The 21,773-nt window shown below is 62.7% G+C and carries 20 protein-coding genes; 18 read left to right on the forward strand and 2 right to left on the reverse strand.

Annotated elements, in window-relative coordinates; all coding sequences use genetic code 11:
- Window positions 1-185 precede the first annotated feature (185 nt).
- From leuS to FYB76_RS24085, 17 genes are all read left to right on the forward strand, one after another.
- A complete protein-coding gene (leuS, locus tag FYB76_RS24005) occupies window positions 186-2,834 on the forward strand; it encodes a leucine--tRNA ligase (protein ID WP_154135301.1) in 2,649 nt (882 codons plus the stop codon).
- A 28-nt stretch (window positions 2,835-2,862) separates the two neighbouring features.
- On the forward strand, window positions 2,863-3,408 hold the full coding sequence (gene lptE, locus FYB76_RS24010) for an LPS assembly lipoprotein LptE (protein ID WP_088756419.1): 546 nt from the start codon (window positions 2,863-2,865) through the stop codon (window positions 3,406-3,408).
- Window positions 3,409-3,425: 17 nt separating this feature from the next.
- Window positions 3,426-4,445 carry a DNA polymerase III subunit delta gene (holA, locus tag FYB76_RS24015; protein ID WP_154135302.1) on the forward strand — a complete coding sequence of 340 codons (1,020 nt, stop codon included), beginning with the start codon at window positions 3,426-3,428 and terminating at the stop codon, window positions 4,443-4,445.
- Window positions 4,446-4,531: 86 nt separating this feature from the next.
- Window positions 4,532-5,800: a glutamate-5-semialdehyde dehydrogenase gene (locus FYB76_RS24020; RefSeq protein WP_088756421.1), complete on the forward strand. Its 1,269-nt coding sequence runs from the start codon at window positions 4,532-4,534 to the stop codon at window positions 5,798-5,800.
- A 20-nt stretch (window positions 5,801-5,820) separates the two neighbouring features.
- Complete coding sequence (locus FYB76_RS24025) at window positions 5,821-7,239, forward strand: AAA family ATPase (RefSeq protein WP_008325443.1); 1,419 nt, start codon at window positions 5,821-5,823, stop codon at window positions 7,237-7,239.
- Window positions 7,240-7,299: 60 nt separating this feature from the next.
- Window positions 7,300-7,860, forward strand: coding sequence for a hypothetical protein (locus FYB76_RS24030; protein ID WP_195724711.1), 561 nt, complete (start codon window positions 7,300-7,302; stop codon window positions 7,858-7,860).
- A 1-nt stretch (window position 7,861) separates the two neighbouring features.
- Window positions 7,862-8,287, forward strand: coding sequence for a CopD family protein (locus FYB76_RS24035; protein ID WP_088756422.1), 426 nt, complete (start codon window positions 7,862-7,864; stop codon window positions 8,285-8,287).
- Between the two features lie 66 nt (window positions 8,288-8,353).
- On the forward strand, window positions 8,354-8,959 hold the full coding sequence (locus tag FYB76_RS24040; protein ID WP_154135304.1) for a 2-hydroxychromene-2-carboxylate isomerase: 606 nt from the start codon (window positions 8,354-8,356) through the stop codon (window positions 8,957-8,959).
- Window positions 8,960-9,058: 99 nt separating this feature from the next.
- Window positions 9,059-10,315, forward strand: coding sequence for a class I SAM-dependent RNA methyltransferase (locus FYB76_RS24045; RefSeq protein WP_088756424.1), 1,257 nt, complete (start codon window positions 9,059-9,061; stop codon window positions 10,313-10,315).
- Between the two features lie 175 nt (window positions 10,316-10,490).
- Window positions 10,491-10,907: a DoxX family protein gene (locus FYB76_RS24050; RefSeq protein ID WP_145607056.1), complete on the forward strand. Its 417-nt coding sequence runs from the start codon at window positions 10,491-10,493 to the stop codon at window positions 10,905-10,907.
- 84 nt (window positions 10,908-10,991) lie between these two features.
- The gene (locus tag FYB76_RS24055; RefSeq protein WP_154135305.1) at window positions 10,992-11,840 is read left to right on the forward strand and encodes a dioxygenase; all 849 of its coding nucleotides are present in this window, start codon (window positions 10,992-10,994) and stop codon (window positions 11,838-11,840) included.
- A gap of 53 nt (window positions 11,841-11,893) precedes the next feature.
- Window positions 11,894-12,805: a LysR family transcriptional regulator gene (locus FYB76_RS24060; RefSeq protein WP_088756427.1), complete on the forward strand. Its 912-nt coding sequence runs from the start codon at window positions 11,894-11,896 to the stop codon at window positions 12,803-12,805.
- 341 nt (window positions 12,806-13,146) lie between these two features.
- Window positions 13,147-13,683 (forward strand): 2,4'-dihydroxyacetophenone dioxygenase family protein, encoded by a 537-nt coding sequence (locus tag FYB76_RS24065; RefSeq protein ID WP_088756428.1) that lies wholly within the window; start codon window positions 13,147-13,149, stop codon window positions 13,681-13,683.
- Between the two features lie 11 nt (window positions 13,684-13,694).
- Window positions 13,695-14,429, forward strand: coding sequence for an SDR family NAD(P)-dependent oxidoreductase (locus FYB76_RS24070; protein WP_154135306.1), 735 nt, complete (start codon window positions 13,695-13,697; stop codon window positions 14,427-14,429).
- A 239-nt stretch (window positions 14,430-14,668) separates the two neighbouring features.
- Complete coding sequence (locus FYB76_RS24075) at window positions 14,669-15,958, forward strand: MFS transporter (protein WP_154135307.1); 1,290 nt, start codon at window positions 14,669-14,671, stop codon at window positions 15,956-15,958.
- A gap of 95 nt (window positions 15,959-16,053) precedes the next feature.
- Window positions 16,054-16,779 carry an SDR family NAD(P)-dependent oxidoreductase gene (locus FYB76_RS24080; RefSeq protein WP_154135308.1) on the forward strand — a complete coding sequence of 242 codons (726 nt, stop codon included), beginning with the start codon at window positions 16,054-16,056 and terminating at the stop codon, window positions 16,777-16,779.
- A gap of 193 nt (window positions 16,780-16,972) precedes the next feature.
- A complete protein-coding gene (locus tag FYB76_RS24085) occupies window positions 16,973-17,767 on the forward strand; it encodes an IclR family transcriptional regulator (protein WP_154135309.1) in 795 nt (264 codons plus the stop codon).
- A gap of 36 nt (window positions 17,768-17,803) precedes the next feature.
- Here the strand turns inward: FYB76_RS24085 and FYB76_RS24090 are convergent, their stop codons facing one another.
- Together FYB76_RS24090 and FYB76_RS24095 are read right to left on the reverse strand one after the other, a co-directional pair.
- Complete coding sequence (locus FYB76_RS24090; protein ID WP_154135310.1) at window positions 17,804-19,423, reverse strand: alkaline phosphatase; 1,620 nt, start codon at window positions 19,421-19,423, stop codon at window positions 17,804-17,806.
- Window positions 19,424-19,673: 250 nt separating this feature from the next.
- Window positions 19,674-20,504: an oxidoreductase gene (locus tag FYB76_RS24095; protein WP_154135311.1), complete on the reverse strand. Its 831-nt coding sequence runs from the start codon at window positions 20,502-20,504 to the stop codon at window positions 19,674-19,676.
- A 138-nt stretch (window positions 20,505-20,642) separates the two neighbouring features.
- On the opposite strand from FYB76_RS24095, the gene FYB76_RS24100 reads away from it, so the two are divergent.
- A complete protein-coding gene (locus FYB76_RS24100; protein WP_370516405.1) occupies window positions 20,643-21,611 on the forward strand; it encodes an AraC family transcriptional regulator N-terminal domain-containing protein in 969 nt (322 codons plus the stop codon).
- Window positions 21,612-21,773 lie beyond the last annotated feature (162 nt).

Consider the following 21,773-nt stretch of genomic DNA (forward strand, 5'->3'; position numbering starts at 1 on the left):
AGGCACAGGGGTCTTGGCCCGCCTCTTTACGGAGGCGGGCTTTTTTTGCGCCTGCCGGGTAGCCGGGGCGCAGGGTACGGGCCGCAATGCCGCGCCGGGGCAGTGAGCCGGTATAATGCAGGGTTTCGAATTGCAATCCGAATTGCGATCCCTTCCCAACCGAATTCCATCCGTATCAGCCCGTCATGCAAGATAAATACAGCCCAGCCGAAGTCGAACAGTCCGCACAGCAGCACTGGAACGCCATCGACGCCTACAAGACCGTCGAAAACGCCCGTGACAAGGAAGGCCGCGACAAGAAGAAGTTCTACGCCTGCTCGATGCTGCCCTATCCCTCCGGCAAGCTGCACATGGGCCACGTGCGCAACTACACCATCAACGATGTGATGTACCGCTACCTGCGCATGAACGGTTACAACGTCCTGATGCCCATGGGCTGGGACGCCTTCGGCATGCCCGCCGAAAACGCCGCCATGGCCAATGGCGTGCCGCCGGCGCAGTGGACTTATTCCAATATTGAATATATGAAGTCGCAGATGCAGTCGATGGGCCTGGCCATCGACTGGTCGCGCGAAATGACGGCCTGCCGTCCCGAGTACTACAAGTGGAACCAGTGGATGTTCCTGAAGATGCTGGAGAAGGGCATCATCTACAAGAAGACCGGGACCGTGAACTGGGATCCGATCGACCAGACCGTGCTGGCCAACGAGCAGGTCATCGACGGCCGTGGCTGGCGCTCGGGTGCCGTGATCGAAAAGCGCGAGATCCCGATGTACTACGCCAAGATCACCGACTACGCCGACGAACTGCTGGAACACGTCGAGACCAAGCTGCCCGGCTGGCCCGAGCGCGTGCGCCTGATGCAGGCCAACTGGATCGGCAAGTCCACCGGCGTACGCTTTGCCTTCCCGCACCAGATCAAGGGCGCGGACGGCCAGCTCATCAACGATGGCAAGCTGTTCGTCTTCACCACCCGCGCCGACACCATCATGGGCGTGACCTTCTGCGCCGTGGCCCCGGAACACCCGCTGGCCACGCTCGCCGCAGAAAACAATCCGGCCCTGCAAGCCTTCATCGCCGAATGCAAGCAAGGCAGCGTGATCGAAGCCGACATGGCGACCATGGAAAAGAAGGGCATGCCCACGGGCCTGTTCGTCACCCATCCGCTGACCGGTGAGCAGGTCGAAGTCTGGGTCGGCAACTATGTGCTCATCACCTACGGCGACGGCGCCGTGATGGGCGTGCCGGCGCATGACGAGCGCGACTTCGCCTTCGCCCGCAAATACAATCTGCCGATCAAGCAGGTCATCGCCGTGGAAGGCAAGACCTACTCCACCGAAGCCTGGGAAGAATGGTACGGCGACAAGGAAGCCGGCAAGACCATCGCGTCCGGCAAGTACGATGGCCTGGGCTACCAGGCCGCCGTCGATGCGGTCGCCGCCGACCTGGCCGCACAGGGCCTGGGCGAGAAGAAGGTGACCTTCCGCCTGCGCGACTGGGGCATCTCGCGCCAGCGCTACTGGGGCACCCCCATCCCCATCATCCACTGCCCGGATTGCGGCGACGTACCCGTGCCCGAGAAGGACCTGCCGGTGGTGCTGCCGGAAGACTGCGTACCGGACGGCAGCGGCAACCCGCTGAACAAGCATGAGCAATTCCTCAAGGTCGACTGCCCTTGCTGCGGCAAGCCGGCGCGCCGCGAAACCGACACCATGGACACCTTCGTGGATTCGTCCTGGTACTACATGCGCTATACCTCGCCGGGCAGCAACGAGGCGATGGTGGACTCCCGCAACGATTACTGGATGCCCATGGACCAGTACATCGGCGGCATCGAACACGCCGTGCTGCACCTGCTGTACGCGCGCTTCTGGACCAAGGTCATGCGCGACTTCGGCCTGGTCAAGTTCGACGAGCCCTTCACCAACCTGTTGACGCAGGGCATGGTCTTGAACGAGACCTACTATCGTGAAGACGCCGCCGGCAAGAAGACCTGGTACAACCCGGCCGACGTGGACCTGTCCTTCGACGACAAGGGCCGTCCGGTCTCGGCCGTCTTGAAGGAAGACGGCCAGCCGGTGATGATCGGCGGCACCGAGAAGATGTCCAAGTCCAAGAACAACGGCATCGACCCGCAAGCCCAGATCGACCAGTATGGTGCCGACACGGCGCGCCTGTTCACCATGTTCGCCTCGCCCCCGGAGCAGACCCTGGAATGGTCCGGTGCCGGTGTGGAAGGCGCCAACCGCTTCCTGCGCCGCGTCTGGGCCTTCGGCTACAACAACGCCGCACGCATTACCGCAGCCGGTGCGCTCGATGCAGCCCAGCTCGACGATGGCCTGAAGACCCTGCGCCGCGAAGTGCACAAGGTCCTGCAGCAAGCCGACAACGACTTCAAGCGCATCCAGTACAACACCGTGGTTTCGGCCTGCATGAAGATGCTCAACACGCTCGAAGCCGCCAAGCCTGCTGCCGGCGCAGCCGGTGATGCAGTGATCTCCGAGTGCTTCTCGATCTTCCTGCGCGTCTTGAATCCGGTCGCCCCGCACATCACCCATGTGCTGTGGCAGCAGCTGGGCTATGCCCAGGCGCAGGGCGACATCCTTGATGCGGCCTGGCCGCAGGTCGATGCGGCCGCGCTGGAACAGAGCGAGCTCAAACTGGTGGTGCAGGTCAACGGCAAGCTGCGCGGTGAAGTGACCGTGCCGAAGGATGCCGACAAGGCCGCCATCGAAGCCGCCGCGCTGGCCAACGAAGACGTCAAGAAATTCCTGACCGGCGCACCGAAGAAGGTGATCGTGGTGCCAGGCAAGCTGGTCAACATCGTTGCCTGATACGGCCCAACCTTAACGACGGAACTCCATGCACGCTCAAGTCCAACTCAAGCGTTTCTCGCAATGGCTGCTGCTGGTGGCTGCAGCCGTGATGCTCACGGCCTGCGGCTTCCACCTGCGCGGTGCGGCTGACCTGCCCTTCAAGACCATCTACCTGGGCTTTGGAGCCAACTCGGCGGTCGGGGTCGAACTCAAGCGCAACATCGAGGCCAGCGGTGCCAAGGTGGTGGCCGATCCCAAGGACGCCGAAGCCAACCTGAAGGTGCTGGCCGATTCCCGCGACCGCCAGGTGCTGACCTTGAACACCAACGGCCGCGTGCGTGAATTCGCACTGTTCCAGCGCTTTACCTTCTCGGTCACCGATGCCAAGGGCGTCACCGTGATTCCGCCGACGGCCATTACCCTGCGCCGCGTCATCACCTATGACGAGAACCAGGAACTGGCCAAGCAGGCTGAAGAAGTGCTGCTCTACCGCGACATGCAGTCCGACCTGGTGCAGCAGATCCTGCGTCGCCTGGCGGCCTCCAGGACGGCCATCAAGAACGAGAAGGAGGCGGCCGAGTCGGATTCCTGACCGGCTCCGCAATCGCCATGCAACTGCGCCACGACTCCCTGGACGCCCATCTCGGCAAATCGCTGGCCCCGCTTTACGTGATCGCCAGCGACGAGCACCTGCTGGCGCTGGAAGCCGCCGACAAGATCCGCCGCAGTGCCCGCGCCAATGGCTATACCGAACGCGAGGTGCTGGTGGTGGAGCGCAGCTTCAAGTGGGGCGAACTGCTGGCGGCCAACCAGTCGCAATCGCTGTTCGGCGACAAGAAGCTCATCGAACTGCGCATCCCCACCGGCAAGCCCGGCAAGGATGGCGGCCAGGCCCTGCAGGATTACGCCGCCAATCTCTCCCCCGACAACCTGACCATCATCAGCCTGCCCAAGCTGGACTGGGCCACCCAGAAGGCGGCCTGGGTCGGTGCCCTGCAGCAGGCGGCGGTCTACATCGACATCCCGCTGGTGGAACGCGCGCAGTTGCCAGCCTGGATCGGCAACCGCCTGGCGGCGCAGCAGCAGAGCGCCGACCGGCCCTGCCTGGATTTCATCGCCGACCGCGTGGAGGGCAACCTCCTGGCCGCGCACCAGGAGATCCAGAAGCTGGCCCTGCTGCATCCGCCGGGCAAGCTCAGTTTCGAACAGGTGCAGGATGCGGTCCTGAACGTGGCGCGTTATGACGTCTTCAAGCTCAACGAAGCCATGCTCTCGGGCGACATCGCGCGCCTGACGCGCATGATGGACGGCTTGAAAGGCGAAGGCGAGGCGCTGCCGCTGGTGCTGTGGGCGGTCACCGAAGAGATCCGCACCCTGCTCAAGCTCAAATCCGGCATGGCCCAGGGCAAGCCCGTGGGCGCGCTGCTGAAGGAATACCGCATCTGGGGCCCGCGCGAACGCCTGATGGAACCGGCCCTGCGCCGCATCAGCCTGGCCACGCTGGAACAGGCGTTGCAGGAAGCGGCCCTGGTGGACCGCATGGTCAAGGGCCTGCGTGCCCGCAGCTTTGCCGGCGACCCATGGGACGCCTTGCTGCAACTGGGCCTGAAGCTGGCACGCGGACGCTGATCCGGCCGCACACCGTGCATCGAACAACGAATACCGAATACCCCACATCGAACCCGCCGCGTGCATCGCGCCCCGGAGAAAACAGCATGGAAAACATCGACCTCTACATGAACCGCATCGGCCAGCAGGCCCGTGCCGCCTCGCGCGCCATGGCGCGTGCCGATACCGCTGCCAAGAACCAGGCGCTGCTGCTGATCGCTGCCGCCATCCGCCGCGAGGCCGATGTCCTGCGCGCAGCCAATGCGCTGGACCTGGACGCAGCCCGCGCCAATGGCCTGGCCGAGGCCATGCTGGACCGCCTGACCTTGTCCGACAAGGCCATCGCCACCATGGCCGAAGGCCTCGAACAGATCGCCTCCCTGCCCGATCCCATCGGCGAGATCAGCAACATGAAGTACCGCCCCACCGGCATCCAGGTCGGCCAGATGCGCGTGCCGCTGGGCGTGATCGGCATCATCTACGAGGCCCGTCCCAACGTGACGGTCGACGCCGCAGGTCTGTGCATCAAGAGCGGCAACGCCACCATCCTGCGCGGCGGTTCCGAAGCCATCCATTGCAACCAGGCCCTGGCCAAGCTGGTCAAGGAAGGCCTGGCCGGTGCGGGCCTGCCGGAACAGGCCGTGCAGGTAGTCGAGACCACCGACCGTGCTGCCGTGGGTGCGCTCATAACCATGCAGGAATACGTGGACGTGATCGTCCCGCGCGGCGGCAAGGGCCTGATCGAGCGCCTCATGAAGGAAGCCAAGGTGCCGATGATCAAGCACCTCGACGGCATCTGCCACGTCTACATCGACGACAAGGCTGACACCCGCAAGGCGCTGGACGTGGCCTTCAATGCCAAGTGCCATCGCTACGGCACCTGCAACACCATGGAAACCCTGCTGGTATCGCGCAACATCGCCGCCGCGATCCTGCCGCCGCTGTCCGAACTGTATCGCGTCAAGGAAGTGGAACTGCGCTGCGACCCGGAAGCCGCCGAGATCCTGGCCGGCTATCCGCTGCTCAAGGCGGCCACCGAAGAGGATTGGGACACCGAATACCTGGCCCCCATCCTGGCCGTGAAAGTGGTGGCCGACATGGATGAGGCCATCGAGCACATCAACCGCCATTCTTCGCAGCACACTGACAGCATCATCACCGAGGACTACACGCGCGCCATGCGTTTCCTGCGCGAGGTGGATTCGGCCTCGGTCATGGTCAACGCCTCGACGCGCTTTGCCGATGGCTTCGAATACGGCCTGGGTGCGGAGATCGGCATCTCCAACGACAAGCTGCATGCACGCGGCCCGGTGGGACTGGAAGGACTGACCTCGCTGAAGTACGTGGTGCTGGGCCAGGGACAGGTCCGCCAGTAACTCATTTCGGAAGAACGCAAATGCTGACTCGCTTAAAAGTTAGGGGTTTCAAGAGTCTGGAAGATATCGACGTTGCCTTCGGACCATTCACCTGCATCGCGGGTACGAATGGCGTGGGCAAATCCAATCTTTTTGATGCGATTCTGTTTCTGAAGGATTTAGCGGACAAGTCAATCATTGAGGCCGCCAACCGGGTCAGAAACCGGGATGGTCACAACCGCAGCGATATCCGTTCTTTGTTTACAAAAACGATTTCATCTCAGGCGGAAGAAATCGAATTCGATGCAGAGTTCATTGTCAGCCCAAAGGTGATTGATGACTACCGCAGGGAAGCCAGCCCCAAGGTCACCTATTTGAAATACAACCTGGTCCTGAGGTATCTGCCGGCCACGGACAAGGGCCCAGAAGGCATTGAGCTGACGCGAGAGGTACTGACCTTCGTTCAAAAGGGTGAGGCACGAAATAGACTTGGCTTCGAACATAGCAAGGAGTTTTTTGATTCCGTTTACCACGGCGGGAGCAAAATCAATTTTATTTACACGGATGTCGAAGACGGCCATCCGGTTCTGAAAGTCAGACAAGACCAGAAAGGTGGGAATCCCGTCACCATTCCGATTGCAAACACTGAGAGAACCGCACTGAGCGGCATCAACAGCATCGATCGTCCGACGGCTCTGGCGGCCCGTCGCGAAATTCAGTCCTGGACTTTGTTGCAGTTGGAACCCTCTGCATTGCGCCGTCCTGATGACTTTGTCTCGGTGAGTAAAGTCTCCTCTATTGGCGAGCATCTTCCGGCAACGCTATCCCGGTTGGAGAAGATCGCCGGAAAGAATGCAGAGATTGCAAACGAATTGGCCAATTTGCTTCCCGACGTCGCCAATGTCTCCGTTGACATCGACGAGCCTCGTCAGTCGAAGACCTTGTATCTGGAAACCACGACAGGGATCAGGCATGAGGCCAGAGCCTTATCGGACGGGACATTGCGATTTCTGGCCTTGTCGATTATCGGAGCGGACTCCGACAGCGGTGGCGTCATCTGCCTGGAAGAGCCTGAAAATGGCATTCACCCCGCACGAATTTCCGCGATGATTCAATTGCTGTACCGAATGACGGCAGATCCTCTTGTACCGGTCGATAGCACGGATAATCCTCTTCGACAGGTCATCATCAACACCCATTCTCCATCGGTGATTGAGAAAATTGTCACTGATGATCTGGTCGTTTCACAAGCCATCAAGAAGGACGGTGCGCAGCTTTCGCGCTTTACGGCGGTCACGCAAACTTGGCGTGAAGCCGCAATGTGTGGAGCTGGCCATCCCCCGATAGGCTATGGCGCATTGCTGGACTTTCTCAACATTGAGGATTCTGAAGATCAAATCGAAGAGGGAAAAACGGTACGTCATTACTTGAAACATCAGCTTGGCATGATCGGACGCTAAGGGGACAGTGAATTGATTTCGTATACGCTATTGGGTGATGGAACGTCCGACGCTGCCCTGATGCACGTTATCGATTGGGCCATCGCTCAACAAGATCCTGCCATTGGCATCACGCCCCAATTTGCTCGTCATCTTGGACCCGTCGGAAGCGAACTATCGGAGCGAGTATCGGCGGCAATCCGTGCTTATCCTTGCGATGTCTTGTTCGTGCATCGTGATTCGGAAAGTGAGTCACTGGAAAAGCGCCAATCTGAGATTGCATCGGCTTTTACGGAATTGACCCACAGCTATGTCCCGATCATCCCAATGCGTATGACGGAAGCGTGGCTGCTCAGCGATGAGCATGCAATTCGCTCAGCAGCCGGAAACCCCAATGGAAGAACCGGACTTGGCATTCCCGGCAAAAGAGAATGGGAAAGAACAAAAAATCCCAAACAGATTTTATTTGATGCGCTCAAAGCAGCTTCCGAACGGAATGCACGTGCCTTGAAGAAATTTTCACCCGACAGGCAACGCTTGCGCGTCGCTGAACTCACCACCGACTTTTCCGGTTTAAGAGGACTCGCTTCATTCGATCAGTTTGAAGCGACGTTAAAGTCCAAGCTCTTTGGAGAAAAATAGCATGCTCTGGATCAAAGCCCTGCACATCGTCTTCATCGCCTCCTGGTTCGCCGGCCTGTTCTACCTGCCGCGCATCTTCGTGAACCTGGCGCAGGAGACCGACCTGGTCGCGCGCGAACGCCTGCTGGGCATGGCGCGCCGCCTCTACCGTTTCACCGGCATGATCTCGCTGGTGGCGCTGGTGCTGGGCGTGTGGCTGCTGGCCCTCACCTGGTCGTTCTGGAAAGGCCCGGGCAATGGCTGGCTGCATGCCAAGCTGTTCCTGGTGGTGCTGGTGATCGGCTACCAGCACGCCTGCGGCTCGCTGCTGAAGAAATTCGAACACGGCAAGAACGTGCGCAGCCACGTCTGGTATCGCTGGTTCAACGAAGTGCCGGTGCTGCTGATGCTGGCCATCGTGATCCTGGTCGTGGTCAAACCCTTCTGATCATTCTGCAACTAACCCAGCAGTCTTCGTCCGCTGCATTCCACACTCATCCTTCCGGAGCCGGTCATGAGCAAAGTCTGTGAGTACTTCTTCGCGCCGCATTCACCGTTCGCCTACCTGGGCCACGATCGTTTCGTCGCCCTCGCCGAAAAATACCAGGTACAGATCCTGCCCAAGCCTTTCGACCTGTCCAAGATCTTCGGTGTCTCCGGCGGCCTGCCGCTGGCCAAGCGCGCACCGCAGCGCCAGGCTTACCGCTTGAAGGAACTGGCACGCTGGAGCGAATTCCTGGGCAAGCCCATGGTGCTGCAGCCGACCTATTTCCCGGTCAACAGCGACAATGCGGCGCGCCTGATCATCGCCACCCAGCTGGCCCACGGCACCGCCGCGTCCTTGCGCCTGACCGGTGCCATCATGCGCGCCGTGTGGGAAGAACAACGCAACATCGCCGACCACGACACCCTGGTGGCCATCGCCAATGCCAATGAACACGACGGCGCAGCCCTGCTGAAGTCGGCCGAAACGGCCAGCGTGCAGGCCGAATTCGACCGCTTCACCGATGAGGCCAATGCCGCCAGCATCTTCGGTGCACCGTGGTACGTCTACGACGGCGAAGGCTACTGGGGCCAGGACCGACTGGACTTCGTCGAGCGCGCCTTCGCGAAAGGCTGAGCGGCCAGCGTACAATGACGCCGGACTGCGCAGCGAGCCGCGCAGTCCGGCTTTTTTCATTTTTGTTACTTTGTTTTCCAACGGATAAAAGGTACTCCCATGCAATCTCCCGACACCAACTACTCTTACTTCTGTCCCTGCCCGCGCGGCCTGGAAGCGGCCCTGGCCGACGAACTCAACGAGATCGCCCAGCACGCCGGTCCCGCCGCCAACCTCAAGGTGCACAACCAGGTGCCCGGTGGCGTGCACTGCTCCGGCACCCTGCTGGCGGCCTACCAGATGAACCTGCACTCGCGCATCGCCAGCCGCGTGCTGCTACGCATGGGACATGGTTCCTACAAGAACGAGAACGACATCTACGACCTCACCCTGGCGCAAGCCTGGGAGGACTGGTTCAAGGTCTCCCACACCATCCGCGTGGACCTGACCGCCGTGAAGTCGCCGCTGCGCAGCCTGGAGTTCAGCACCCTCAAGATCAAGGATGCGATCTGCGACCGCTTCCTGGACCAGTTCAAGCTGCGTCCTTCGGTGAACACGCGCACCCCTGACATGCGCATCGCCGGTTTCGTCGATGCCCACAATTTCACGGTCTATCTCGATACCTCCGGCGAGGCGCTCTTCAAGCGCGGCTGGCGCGAAGAAACCGGTGACGCGCCACTGCGCGAAAACCTGGCGGCGGGCCTCTTGCGCACCGCAGGCTGGAAGCCGGGCGTGCCGCTGTTCGATCCCATGTGCGGTTCCGGCACCATCCTGGCCGAAGCCGCGCAGATCATCGCCGGCGTGCCGCCGGGCGCACGCCGCCGCTTCGCCTTCGAGAAGTTCAGCAACTTCGATGCCGATGCCTGGTTCGCCATCAAGGGCGATTTCAAACCCAATCCGATTCCGACCACGCCTACGCTCTTCGGCAGCGACATCTCCGGCGACATGGTGGAACTGACCCGCAAGAACCTGGTGCGCGCCGGCGTGCACTTCGAGGTACCGCTGAAGCAGATCGAAGCACAGGAAATCAAGCCGCCGGTCGATGCCGAGGGCAAGCCGCTGGTCGGCATCATCCTCTCCAATCCGCCTTACGGTGAGCGTATCGGCGTGCGCGGCGACCGCGCCTTGCCGACCGAAGAATTGTTCGCGCAGTTCTTCAGCGCCTTCTCCAGCACCTTGAAGCAGCGCTTTGCGGGCTGGAGCGTATTCCTGTTCTCGGCCGACCTCGGCCTGCCCAAGCTGATGCGACTGAAGGAAGCCCGCAAGACGCCGTTCTTCAACGGTGCCCTGGAATGCCGCCTGTTCCGCTTCGACATGGTGGCCGGCTACAACCGCCGCGAGGAAGCCAAGCCGGTCCCGCGCGACAGCGAAGACTGACCCTCTCCGGCGCGGGTGGATTGTCAACCTTCCCAAGACAATCCATCCCGCCGCAGCCGGTTTATCCGGCCTGCGTTCTTCCCTACAGTGTGGACTTGGACAATGCCGTTGCGCACGCAAGATAAAGCGCAACGCTGGCCATCCTTCATCCACTCCACACTTTTCCGGGATCTCCATGACCACCGTTACCGTCAACACCCGCGCCGACTACGCCGCCTTCCTGCTGCGCGTTACCATGGGCATTTTCTTCCTGGTCCACGCCGGCCTGAAACTGTTCGTCTTCACGCCCGCCGGGACCGTCGGCTTCTTTGCCTCGCTGGGCGTACCAGGCTGGTTCGCCTATCCGGTCATCGCATTGGAAGTGGTGGGCGGCATCGCGCTGGTGCTGGGCTTCTACGGCCGCTGGCTGGCCCTGCCGCTGGCCGCCGACCTGCTGGGCGCGATCGTGCTGGTGCATGGCAAGGCCGGCTTCTTCTTCACCAACCCCAAGGGCGGCTGGGAATACCTGGCACTGTGGATCGTCGGCCTGATTGCCGTATTCCTGCTCGGCGATGGCGCCTTTGCCCTCAAGCGTGAAGCGCCGCGCCCATAACGGCGCCCGCCTCCGACATCGCCGGGCCGCGCGCCCGGCGTCAATGTTTTATATCATTCAGCGCATCAGCCAAGGAGTTCTATCATGTCCACCAGCAACGTCACCGACAGCTTCACCACCCTGCCTTCACTGTTCGTCTCGCACGGCTCACCCATGCTGGCCGTGGAACCGGGCCGCACCGGCCCGCTGCTGGCGGGCATCGGTGCGGCGTTGCCGCGTCCGCGTGGCATCGTGATGGTGTCGCCGCACTGGGAGACCTTCACGCCGCGCGTGGGCAACCAGGCCAAGCCGCGCGTGATCCATGATTTCGGCGGCTTCCCGCAGGCGCTGTATGAACTGGACTATCCCGCCCCCGGGGCACCGGCGCTGGCCGAGCATGTGGCGCAGCGCCTGCGTGACGGCGGCCTGCCGGCCAATACTGATGGCGGCTGGGGCCTCGATCACGGGGCCTGGGTACCACTGCGCTATCTCTACCCGCACGCCGATGTGCCGGTGATCCAGCTCTCGCTGCAATCACAGCAGCCCCCCGAATATCACTATCAGGTCGGCCGCCTGCTGGCGCCCCTGGCCAAGGAAGGCATCCTGCTGGTCGGCTCGGGCAGCTTCACGCACAACCTGCGCGAACTGCGCCGCAACGAGATCGAGGGCGGCGATGCGCCGCATACGCTGGAATTCCTGCGCTGGTTCCTGGAACGCATGCAGGCCGGTGACCTGCAGGCCCTGTTCGGCTACCGGACCACGGCCCCGCATGCCGTGCGCACGCATCCCAGCGATGAACACCTGCTGAGCCTGTTCTTCGCCATGGGCGCAGCCGATGACTGGACCCAGCTGGTTCACCTCGACAGCGGTTCGACGTATCATAGCCTGCGCATGGACGCCTTCGCCTTCGGCACCGGCTCCCGCCTGCTGGCACAACTTCCGGCAGCTGCCTGAGCGGCCGTCTTTCCGGACGGCGCCAGCGCGGCGCCATCTGGGGAAAAGACAAGTTGAACAAACTGCGCGAAATCGAATGCTTCATCGCCGTGGCCGACCTCGGCAGCTTCGTCAAGGCGGCCGATGCGCTGGGCATTTCCAAGGCCGCCGTCTCGCGCACGGTACTGGAACTGGAAGCGCGCCTGGGTTCGCGCCTGATGCAACGGACCACGCGCCGGCTCTCGCTGACCGAAGCCGGCAGCCTCTATCTGGAACGCTGCAAGCAGATAGTTGCAGCATTGGAAGAAGCCGATGACCTGCTCCTGGCCGGCAGCGCCAAACCCGCTGGCCTGCTGCGCATCAACGCCCCGGTGACCTTCGGTATCCTGCATCTCGCACCGCTGTGGCCGATCTTCCTGGAACGCCATCCGGAAGTGGAACTGGACATCACCCTGTCGGACCGCATCGTCGACATCATCGATGAAGGCTACGACCTAGCGATCCGCATCGCCCGGCTGGCCGATTCCACGCTGATCCACCGCAAGCTCACCAGCACCAGCCTGCCCATCTGCGCTTCGCCGGCCTACCTCGAAGCGCACGGCACGCCGCGCCATCCACACGAACTGGCGCAGCACCAGGTCATCAGCTACAGCTACAACCACGGCAAGGACGAGTGGCAATTCAGCGGACCGGAAGGTCCGGTGAGCGTGCGCGTCAATGCACGCATGCACGTCAACAATGGCGACAGCTGCGTGCAGGCGGCGCTGGGCGGCATCGGCATCACGCGCCAGCCGACCTTCATGATCGACCAGTACCTGCGCAGCGGGCAGCTGGTTCCCATCCTCTCCGATTACACCGCGCCGGACCTCGGCATCTATGCGGTCTACCCCAGCCGCGCGCATCTCCCGGCCAAGGTCAGGGCGATGCTGGATTTTCTGTCCGAAGCCTTCGCGCAGGTGCACTGGTCCGGACCGACCGAGGCCTGATCGCCTGATCGCCTGATTGCCTGATCCCTCGGCGATAGCAACGCAGAGGTTCTCGCAGCGCGCCCACGCCCTCCCGCAGGCTGGCTTGAACGGCAGCCATGCATAATTTTCATGCATCCTCACACAAGCTTGCAGGCTCGTCTTGCGAACGCTGCACTGGCGCGCAATTGCAGTGGAGCAGACCGGGGCATGCGATTGCGGCTCGCTTTCCGGCGGGCCTGTCCGGGCTGAAACGCCATTGACACACCGTCTTCTATCGTCGACATTGACCATATGGCGAACGCTTTGTCCATATATTGAACAAAGTCCCGATTCAATAGAAGAACCTCAGGAGACCCCCCATGACTGCCAACGGCACCCCCATGCCCGCCGACCAGAAGATGAAGCCCTACCAGCTCCCCAACCCCAAGGAAGCGCCGCTGGAAATCGTGGTCAATCCGGCCGTGCCGGAGGACGAACGCATCTGGGTGCCGCAGGCGGAGAACGTGTGGTTCCGTCCGCTGTGCCTGAATGTCTCGCAGGGCTACTGGACCAACCTGCTGCGCGTGCGCAAGTCCGGCGTGCTCTCGCGCCACCGTCATCCGGCACCGGTGCATGGCATGGTGCTCAAAGGCCGCTGGCGCTACCTGGAACACGACTGGATCGCCGAACAGGGCAGCTATGTCTTCGAGCCGCCTGGCGAGACCCACACCCTCTACGTCCCTGAAGACGTGGAAGAGATGATCACCTACTTCCACATCACCGGCGTGATGTTCTATTGCGATCCCTGGGGCAAGTTCGAAGGCTACGAGGATGTCTTCACCAAACTCGACATGTGCCGCAAGCACTATGAAGCGGTTGGACTGGGCAGCGATTACGTCAATCGCTTCGTGCGCTGAGGATGCATGAAATGACTTATTCCCGCGCCTCCCATGACTTTGCCGACTGCGTGGCCGTGGTCACCGGCGGCCATGGCGGTATCGGTGCGGCCATCAGCGCACGCCTGGCCGCGGGCGGCGCGCAGGTGGTCGTCTGGGACCAGCAGCATGACGCTGCCTCGCCCTATCGGCAAGAAAGCCTCGACATCACCGATGCCGCTGCGGTCATGCAGGCCGCACAGCAACTGCTGGCCGAGACCGGACGCATCGATTTCCTCATCAACAACGCCGGTTACGCCGGTCCTACCGTGCCACTGGACGAGTACGACGTCGCCCAATGGCACCGCATCGTGCAGGTCAACCTGATGGGCGTCTTCCATGCCTGCCGCAGTGTGACGCCGGCCATGCGCGCAGCCGGACGCGGACGCATCGTCAACATCGCCTCGCTGGCCGGCAAGGAAGGCACGCCCAATGCCTCGGCCTACAGCGCTGCCAAGGCAGGCGTCCTGGCGCTGACCAAGTCCCTGGGCAAGGAGCTGGCCGAGACCGGCGTGCTGGTCAACGCCATTGCACCCGCGGCCGTCAAGACCGCGCTGCTGGAGCAGATGTCGCCGGAGCATGTGCAGACCATGATCGCCAAGAGCCCCATGCATCGCCTGGGCACGGTCGATGAGGTCGCCGACATGTGCGCATGGCTGTGCTCCGGGTCCTGCAGCTTCAACACCGGCGCCGTATTCGATCTTTCGGGCGGGCGCGCAACGTACTGAGTGGCTTGCCGCTCGACCACACGAATCATCCGGGCAAGCAAGGATCGCATGCCGGGGCAGGCAGAAGCAGCCCAGGCCGCGCCGGAGGAGCAACACGCAGGGACGGACTCCACACCGTCCTCAAGACCGCATCCTTGCATGACGCTTCGGCCATGTCATCGACAGCGAGCTCCGCAATAGACGGAGCCGGCACGAAGCACGCCAATGGCATTGACTCATTCACACTGGAGACGTAACCCATGGAAGTCCAAAAGGAAAAGAGCCCCCGGCTCAAACGCATACAGCTCGTGGCACTGAGCTTCCTCATGCTGGCAGGCATCGTCAACTACCTCGACCGCAGCACGCTGTCCATCGCCAACCACTCGGTGAGCCAGGAGCTCAACCTCTCGGCCTCGCAGATGGGCCTGTTGCTGTCGGCCTTCTCGCTGGCCTATGCCTTCTCGCAATTGCCCATCGGCGCCATGCTCGACAAGTTCGGGGCGCGCGTGATGCTGGGCGCGGGCATGTTCATCTGGTCGGTGGCACAGCTGGCGGGCGGCTTCGTAAGCAGCCTGCAGCAGTTCCTGGTGGCGCGGGTGTTCCTCGGCCTGGGTGAGGCGCCACAGTTCCCGGCCGGTGCCAAGGTGGTCTCGGAATGGTTTGCCATGCGCGAGCGCGGCGGGCCGACCGGCATCTTCGTCGCCTCCTCCACCATCGGACCGGCGCTGGCGCCGCCCATCCTCACGATCCTGATGCTCTCCTTCGGCTGGCGCATGATGTTCGTCATCATGGGCGTACTGGGCATCGCCGTGTCGGTGGGCTGGTACCTGTTTTACCGGAATCGCAACGAAGTCCAGCTCACGCCCTCCGAGGTGCTGTACCTGGCCGATGACCATGACAACGACCCCAACGCCAATGCCAAACTGAGCTGGTCCGAATGGAAGAGCCTCTTCACCTATCGCACCACCTGGGGCATGCTGTTCGGCTTCATGGGCGTGATCTACATGGTGTGGCTGTACCTCACCTGGCTGCCCGCCTACCTGGAACATGAGCGCCATCTCTCCATCGCGCGCACCGGCTGGGTGGTGGTGATTCCCTACATCTTCGGCACGCTCGGCATGCTCTCCTCGGGCTACATCGCCGATGGCCTGATGAAGCGCGGCATGCCTGCCATCCGCAGCCGCAAGTGGCCGATCTGCGCGGGCTTGATCGGTGCCGGTGCCTTCACCATTCCGGCCGCCTATACGCCCAGCACCACCATGGCCATCGTCTACATCTCGCTGGCCATGGCCTTCGTGAACATGGCTTCCGGTGGCGCCTGGGCGCTGGTCTCGGTGGCCATTCCGCGGCGCCTGGTGGCATCGCTGGGCAGCATGCAGAACTTCGGCGGCTATCTCGGCGGCTCGCTGGCACCGGTCATCACGGGCGTGGTGGTGGACCAGACCCACTCCTTCGTCAATGCCCTCCTGATCAGTGCCGCCGTGGCCTTCGCCGCCGCGCTGGTCTACATGTTCGTGGTGGACAAGCCGATCGAGGCACAGGCCGCCTGAGGCAAACCTTCACCCGTCAGTAGCCTGACCCGATGCCGCCGCCCGTGGGTAGCGGCATCCAGCCAGTCTCCTGCCACTCACCAGAAGGAATTTTCATGAGCTTCATTCCCGACCTGCTCCGGGGCAAGACCGCCCTCGTTACCGGCGGCACCCAAGGCATAGGCGCGGCCGTCGCACGCCAGCTCGCCGCACTGGGCGCACACGTCATCGCTGCCGGCCTGCCGCCCTTGGCGCATGCGCCATTCGAGGGCAGCGGCATCACCTTGGCGGAAATGAACGTAGCCAGCGAAGACAGCGTGCGCGCGGTGCTGGCCAACATCACGCAACTCGATATCGTGGTCAACTGCGCCGGCATCATCAAGCGCGGGGAAGAGCTGGAGACCGAGGTCTTCGAGCAGGTCATCGCGGTCAACCTCACCGGCACCATGCGGGTGTGCGCTGCCAGCCGCGAACTGCTCAAGCAATCCGGGGGCTGCATCGTCAATACCGCCTCCATGCTCAGCTTCTTCGGCGGCGGACTGGTGCCGGGCTACAGCGCCAGCAAGGGCGGCGTGGCGCAGCTGACCAAGTCGCTGGCCATCGCCTATGCGGCCGACGGCATCCGCGTCAATGCGGTGGCGCCGGGCTGGATCGCCACCCCGCTCACGCAAGCCCTGCAGGACGATCCCGTACGCGCCGGGCCGATCCTGGCGCGCACACCGCTGGGCCGCTGGGGCAAGCCGGAAGACATCGGCCAGGTGGTCGCTTTCCTGTGTTCACCGGCGGCCTCCTTCATGACCGGTGCCATCGTGCCGGTCGATGGCGGCTATCTGGTGGCCTGACGCCACCGCAACGCTTTCACGTGCAATGCCATTTGCCCGCGCCGGCTCCAGACGGCGCGGGATTTTTTGCAGGTGGGCTCGGCTATAATCTGGCCCGAAATCAGTACGGAATTCTGTACGGATTTTCGTACTGAATCTTGTACGCAATCCTGCCCCTGTCCTTGATCCACTCCTGCCCCACGATCCCGCGCTCATGCCCGACCACGACAAACAAGCTGACGACAACAAGATCGCGGGCACTGCCGCCTTCTCCAAGTTCATGGCGGTGCTGCAGCTGATCGCCGACCAGGAAGCGCCGCTCTCCATCGCGCAGCTGGCGGCGCTGTCGGGCTATCCGCGCCCCACGGTCTATCGCATCCTCGGTGCGCTCATGGCCGAGGGCATGGTGGTGGAGAACCCGCGCAGCAAGCAATATGAAGTCGGACCGCGCCTGATCCATCTGGCCAGCCGCGCCTGGGACCGCAGCGACATCCGCACCACGGCCATCGAGCCGTTGCGCCAGCTGCGCGACATCACGCGCGAGACCGTGCACCTGGCCGTGCCCAGCGACCACAGCATGGTCTACATCGAGAAACTGGAAAGTCCGCAAGCCGTGCGCATGGATTCGCGCATCGGGACCCGCGTGACCTTGTATTCGAGTTCCGTGGGCAAAGCCTACCTGGCCGCACTGGAACAAGTGCAGCGCGAACGCCTGATGCGCGCGCTGCATCTGCAAGCCTTCACGGCCAACACGCACACCACGCTGGAGGCCCTGCGCGCCGATGTCGAAGAGACCCGCACGCGCGGCTATGCGGAAGACCGCGAAGAGAACGAAGCCCAGATCTTTTGTTACGGCGCCGCCATCATCGGTGCGGATGGCGTACCGGTGGCCTGCGTGAGCGTGAGCATTCCGCTGTATCGCCGCCTGGCCGATGCGCAGCAGGCCTATGTGATGCCGCTGCTGCAAGCCTGCGCGAACATCTCGCGCAAGCTTGCCGGACCGGGCTGAGTCCGGTCCGATTCTTGCCGCACTGCCCGCAGGCGATCAGGCCTCGGGCGGCAATTCCACCTTGTAGATTTCCTTGCCGTCGGTGTTGTGCAGCGTGACGGTGAGGGTCTTGCTCTTGGCGTCGATCTTGCCGATGCCGAAGAACTGCAGCAGCTCGGCCGGCGAGCGGTTCTGCTTCATGTCCGCCGGGATGCTGACGAAGCGCACGTCCGGACCGAAGGTACGATCGATCTCGCCCGGCCCGAAGGTACCGGCATTGATCGGGCCACCGACGAATTCCCAGAAGGGCTTGAAGTCGGTGAACTGCGCACGCTCGGGCGCATAGTGCGTAGCCGAGGCGTAGTGCACGTCGGCCGTCACCCACACCACGTTCTTGATGTCGTGCCGCTTGATGAAGCGCAGCAGTTCGGCCACCTCCAGCTCGCGCCCGGAGGGCTTGCCGTTGTCGGCATTGGCCCAGGCCTCGAAGGTTCCCTTGGGCACATCCGGGTTCAGGTCCGGCACCACGATCGACAGTGGCATATCGCTGGCGATGAGCTTCCAGGTCGAGCGCGAACGCAGCAGCGCCTGCTTGATCCAGCGCATCTGCTCGGGGCCGAGGAAGTCGGCGTCGTGGCCGCCCTTCTGGCGGTTGGGAGAATTGCTGCCGCGATAGCTGCGCTCGTCCAGCATGAACACCTCCAGCAGCGGACCGTGGTTGAAGGCGCGATAGATGCGGAAGGGATCGGCGCTGTCGATGCGGAAGGGATTGTGTTCGAACATGGCCTGGCGCGCGCGGGCCGCCAGCACGTCGATGTTGCGTTCGTCGTAGCGCTTTTCGGCCGCACCGATCAGCTGGCCGGGATACCAGTTGTTGCGCACCTCGTGGTCATCCCACTGCACCAGGAAGGGCACCTCGGCGGCGAAGCGGCGCTTGTTGGCGTCCAGCATGTTGTAGGCGAAGTTGCCGCGATAGTCGTCCAGCGTCTGAGCGACCTTGGACTTGGCCTCGGTGACCACGTTGCGCCACAGCGTTCCGTCATCCAGCTTCACTTCGGCCTGGATAGGACCATCGGCATAGATCTGGTCGCCCGAGTGGATGAAGAAATCCGGACGGAAGCGACGCATGCTTTCATACACCCGGTAACCGCCCCACTGTTCATTGATGCCCCAGCCCTGGCCGGCTTCATCGCCCGAGAAGGCGAAGGTGATGTCGCGCGCCTGGGCATGCGTGGCGGCGGGCACCATGAGGCTGCCGGTCAGCGGCTCGCTCAGGGCCGATTCATGCACCAGATCCTGGAAGCGCACACGGTAGTAGATACGCTGGCCTGCCGGCAGGCCGCGCAGGTCGACGCGGGCGGTGTAGTCTTCGCGCGCCAGTGCGGTGGGACCGGCGATACGCACGGGGTTGCTGAAATCCTCGCGGGTGGAATACTCGACCAGCATGCGCGCATTGCGGTCGGCGCGCGCCCAGACCATGGCGCTGTCGCGGGTGACGTCACCGCTCATGATGCCGCCGGGGAATTGCGGACGCAGGCGCTCCGAGGTGACGATGGCCGGGGCGGCAGAAAAGGCGGCCGGCGCGGCCAGGCTGGTGGTGGCGGCCACTGTCGTGAGGGCGCTGTCGCGCAGGAAGCGGCGGCGGCTGTGGTCGGCTGGCGGGTTGCGGTCTGGCATGGCGACTCCTGTGAGGATGAGGGTGAGGGAAACGGTGACGAAGAGACGGGGGGCTTGCAATCTAGCAACCGAATATGACCGTCCGATGAAACCCTGCTGACCATTCCTGACCGCAAAGGAAATGCGGCCCGCTTCTCGTAAAAAATGCGGCCCTCGGGCCGCATGGTTTTGCCTCTTTGCGGTGGACGGTGTCGGGACCAACCCCTGCATCACACCCTCTCAACGACCTTGGACCCTGCTGCAAGATCGCTCACCGGAAATCCGTGGATGCCGAGATCGTTTCCCATGCATCGATTTCCTCAAGCATCAGCGCCAGCTTTTCGCGCACCAGCTTGACGGCGTCGCTGCCCAGCAGGAGATGCACCGGTGCGTCGGCATCGCCGGCCATGTCGAGGATCACCTGTGCCGCCTTGGCCGGGTCGCCGAGCTGGTGCCCGCTCTTGGCCTGGCGTGCTGCGCGGATCGGGTCGATCACTGCATCGTAATCCGCCAGGCTTCGGGGCGAACGCACCATGGAGCGTCCCGCCCAGTCGGTACGGAAGGAACCGGGTGCCACAGCCGTGACCTTGATGCCGAACGCTGCCACTTCCTTGGCCAGGGTCTCGGAAATGCCTTCCAGGGCGAACTTGCTGCCGCAGTAATAGGCAATGCCCGGCATGGTGATGAATCCGCCCATGGAGGTGATGTTGATGATATGGCCGCTGCGCCGCGCCCGCATGGAGGGCAGCACGGCCTTCATCATGGCTACGGCACCGAACACGTTGACATCGAACTGGTGCCGCATCTCTTCAAGCGAGGATTCTTCGAGCGCACCTTCATGGCCATAGCCGGCGTTGTTGACCAGCACATCCACCGGAGCCAGCTGCCCGGCCACCTCATCAATGGTAGAGAAATCGGTCACGTCGAGGACGATGGCCGTCGCGCATCCGGGAGCAAGCTGCTCGAATTGCTCTTTGGCGGCCTCATTGCGTACTGTGCCTGTTACTGAATGGCCGGCCTGCAGGGCAGCATCCGCCAGCGCCCGCCCAAAGCCCGAGCTCACGCCCGTAATCAGGAAATGCAATGTCTTGGAAGTTTTCATGGGAATCCTTGTAGTCCTTGATGGCAGACTCTCCGGGAGGCTGGAGCAGCTTCCCGACGGAGAGGACGATGGCTGCCATCATAGGCAGGCTCCCGTCGATCCACCATGTCGGTTAGCATGTGGTGTTTGCCTAAAACTATGAGATCGCTCATGTCAGGAAGTACGAAGAAATCCGGGCAGAAAAATTCGAATGCCCATCAACGCATGGTGAAGCTGCTCACTGAGCTCGCCCCTGACGAAGGCTACAACCTGTCGCCGCTTCCGGATGTGCGCTTCCTCAGATCCAACCGTGCACTGAGTGAAACGCCGGTCCTCTACGAGCCGGGCATCGTCGTGGTCGTGCAGGGACGCAAGCGCGGATTCCTGGGCGGGCAAACCTATCTCTATGATGCGCGGCACTACCTGGCTGTGTCGGTGCCCGTGCCCTTCACGATGGAAACCGACGCCAGTGCGAAGGCGCCCTTGCTGGCGATCTATTTCCGGCTGGATTTCCAACTGCTGGCTGAAATCCTCTTGCAGATGGATGATGCCGGTCTCTCCGCCCATCCGCAGACCATGTTCGCCACCAGGATGGATGCGCGGATGTCGGCCTCGGTATTGCGTTTCCTGGAGGCCATGCGGGTGCCGATGGAAGCCAGGATCTTGGGCCGGTCGCTGGTGAAGGAGATCTACCTGCGGGTACTCACGGGCAGGCAAGGTGCCTCCATGCGCGCCGCGCTGCGCAATGACGGGCAATATGGAAAAGTGGCCAAGGCCATCCGGAAAATTCACGCCGCCTATGCGGACAAACTGGATGTGGAACAGCTCGCGCAGGAGGCGGCCATGAGTCCGCCCTCCTTTCATGCGCATTTCAAGGCGGTCACCGCCACTTCGCCGATGCAATACCTGAAATCGACCCGCCTGCATCAGGCGCGCCTGCTGATGCTGCGCAACGGCCTGACGGTAGCCGAAGCCAGCGCGCGCGTCGGCTATGAAAGCGCTTCCCAGTTCAGCCGCGAATTCAGGCGCCTCTTCGGCCTGCCACCGACGCAAGAGGTCGCGCGCATGAAAGAAGCGTATGCGCTGCCCGAGCCTGAACCGTCGGCGATGTTCGTGTCATCGCATTAGGCGGGGTGGAACGCCTTGCCAACGTTGCGGGGTTCTAGGGCCTGTTCACATTCAATCTGTGAGATGCGTTGCCCCCAGAAGGCGTGGTGGCAAGGCGCGCGTCAGGGCTGGTGGTGGTGCCACCAGCCCTGACGTGCAACGCGGCCAGCGCGCCTTCTGGGG

Source organism: Herbaspirillum sp. CAH-3, assembly GCF_009668275.1.
Taxonomy (GTDB): Bacteria; Pseudomonadota; Gammaproteobacteria; order Burkholderiales; family Burkholderiaceae_D; genus Herbaspirillum; species Herbaspirillum aquaticum.

Coding starts and splice junctions, on each gene's coding strand:
- leuS (WP_154135301.1), top strand. CDS start 186: ATGCAAGATAAATACAGCCCAGCCGAAGTCGAACAGTCCGCACAGCAG.
- lptE (WP_088756419.1), top strand. CDS start 2,863: ATGCACGCTCAAGTCCAACTCAAGCGTTTCTCGCAATGGCTGCTGCTG.
- holA (WP_154135302.1), top strand. CDS start 3,426: ATGCAACTGCGCCACGACTCCCTGGACGCCCATCTCGGCAAATCGCTG.
- FYB76_RS24020 (WP_088756421.1), top strand. CDS start 4,532: ATGGAAAACATCGACCTCTACATGAACCGCATCGGCCAGCAGGCCCGT.
- FYB76_RS24025 (WP_008325443.1), top strand. CDS start 5,821: ATGCTGACTCGCTTAAAAGTTAGGGGTTTCAAGAGTCTGGAAGATATC.
- FYB76_RS24030 (WP_195724711.1), top strand. CDS start 7,300: ATGCACGTTATCGATTGGGCCATCGCTCAACAAGATCCTGCCATTGGC.
- FYB76_RS24035 (WP_088756422.1), top strand. CDS start 7,862: ATGCTCTGGATCAAAGCCCTGCACATCGTCTTCATCGCCTCCTGGTTC.
- FYB76_RS24040 (WP_154135304.1), top strand. CDS start 8,354: ATGAGCAAAGTCTGTGAGTACTTCTTCGCGCCGCATTCACCGTTCGCC.
- FYB76_RS24045 (WP_088756424.1), top strand. CDS start 9,059: ATGCAATCTCCCGACACCAACTACTCTTACTTCTGTCCCTGCCCGCGC.
- FYB76_RS24050 (WP_145607056.1), top strand. CDS start 10,491: ATGACCACCGTTACCGTCAACACCCGCGCCGACTACGCCGCCTTCCTG.
- FYB76_RS24055 (WP_154135305.1), top strand. CDS start 10,992: ATGTCCACCAGCAACGTCACCGACAGCTTCACCACCCTGCCTTCACTG.
- FYB76_RS24065 (WP_088756428.1), top strand. CDS start 13,147: ATGACTGCCAACGGCACCCCCATGCCCGCCGACCAGAAGATGAAGCCC.
- FYB76_RS24070 (WP_154135306.1), top strand. CDS start 13,695: ATGACTTATTCCCGCGCCTCCCATGACTTTGCCGACTGCGTGGCCGTG.
- FYB76_RS24075 (WP_154135307.1), top strand. CDS start 14,669: ATGGAAGTCCAAAAGGAAAAGAGCCCCCGGCTCAAACGCATACAGCTC.
- FYB76_RS24080 (WP_154135308.1), top strand. CDS start 16,054: ATGAGCTTCATTCCCGACCTGCTCCGGGGCAAGACCGCCCTCGTTACC.
- FYB76_RS24085 (WP_154135309.1), top strand. CDS start 16,973: ATGCCCGACCACGACAAACAAGCTGACGACAACAAGATCGCGGGCACT.
- FYB76_RS24090 (WP_154135310.1), bottom strand. CDS start 19,423: ATGCCAGACCGCAACCCGCCAGCCGACCACAGCCGCCGCCGCTTCCTG.
- FYB76_RS24095 (WP_154135311.1), bottom strand. CDS start 20,504: ATGAAAACTTCCAAGACATTGCATTTCCTGATTACGGGCGTGAGCTCG.
- FYB76_RS24100 (WP_370516405.1), top strand. CDS start 20,643: ATGAGATCGCTCATGTCAGGAAGTACGAAGAAATCCGGGCAGAAAAAT.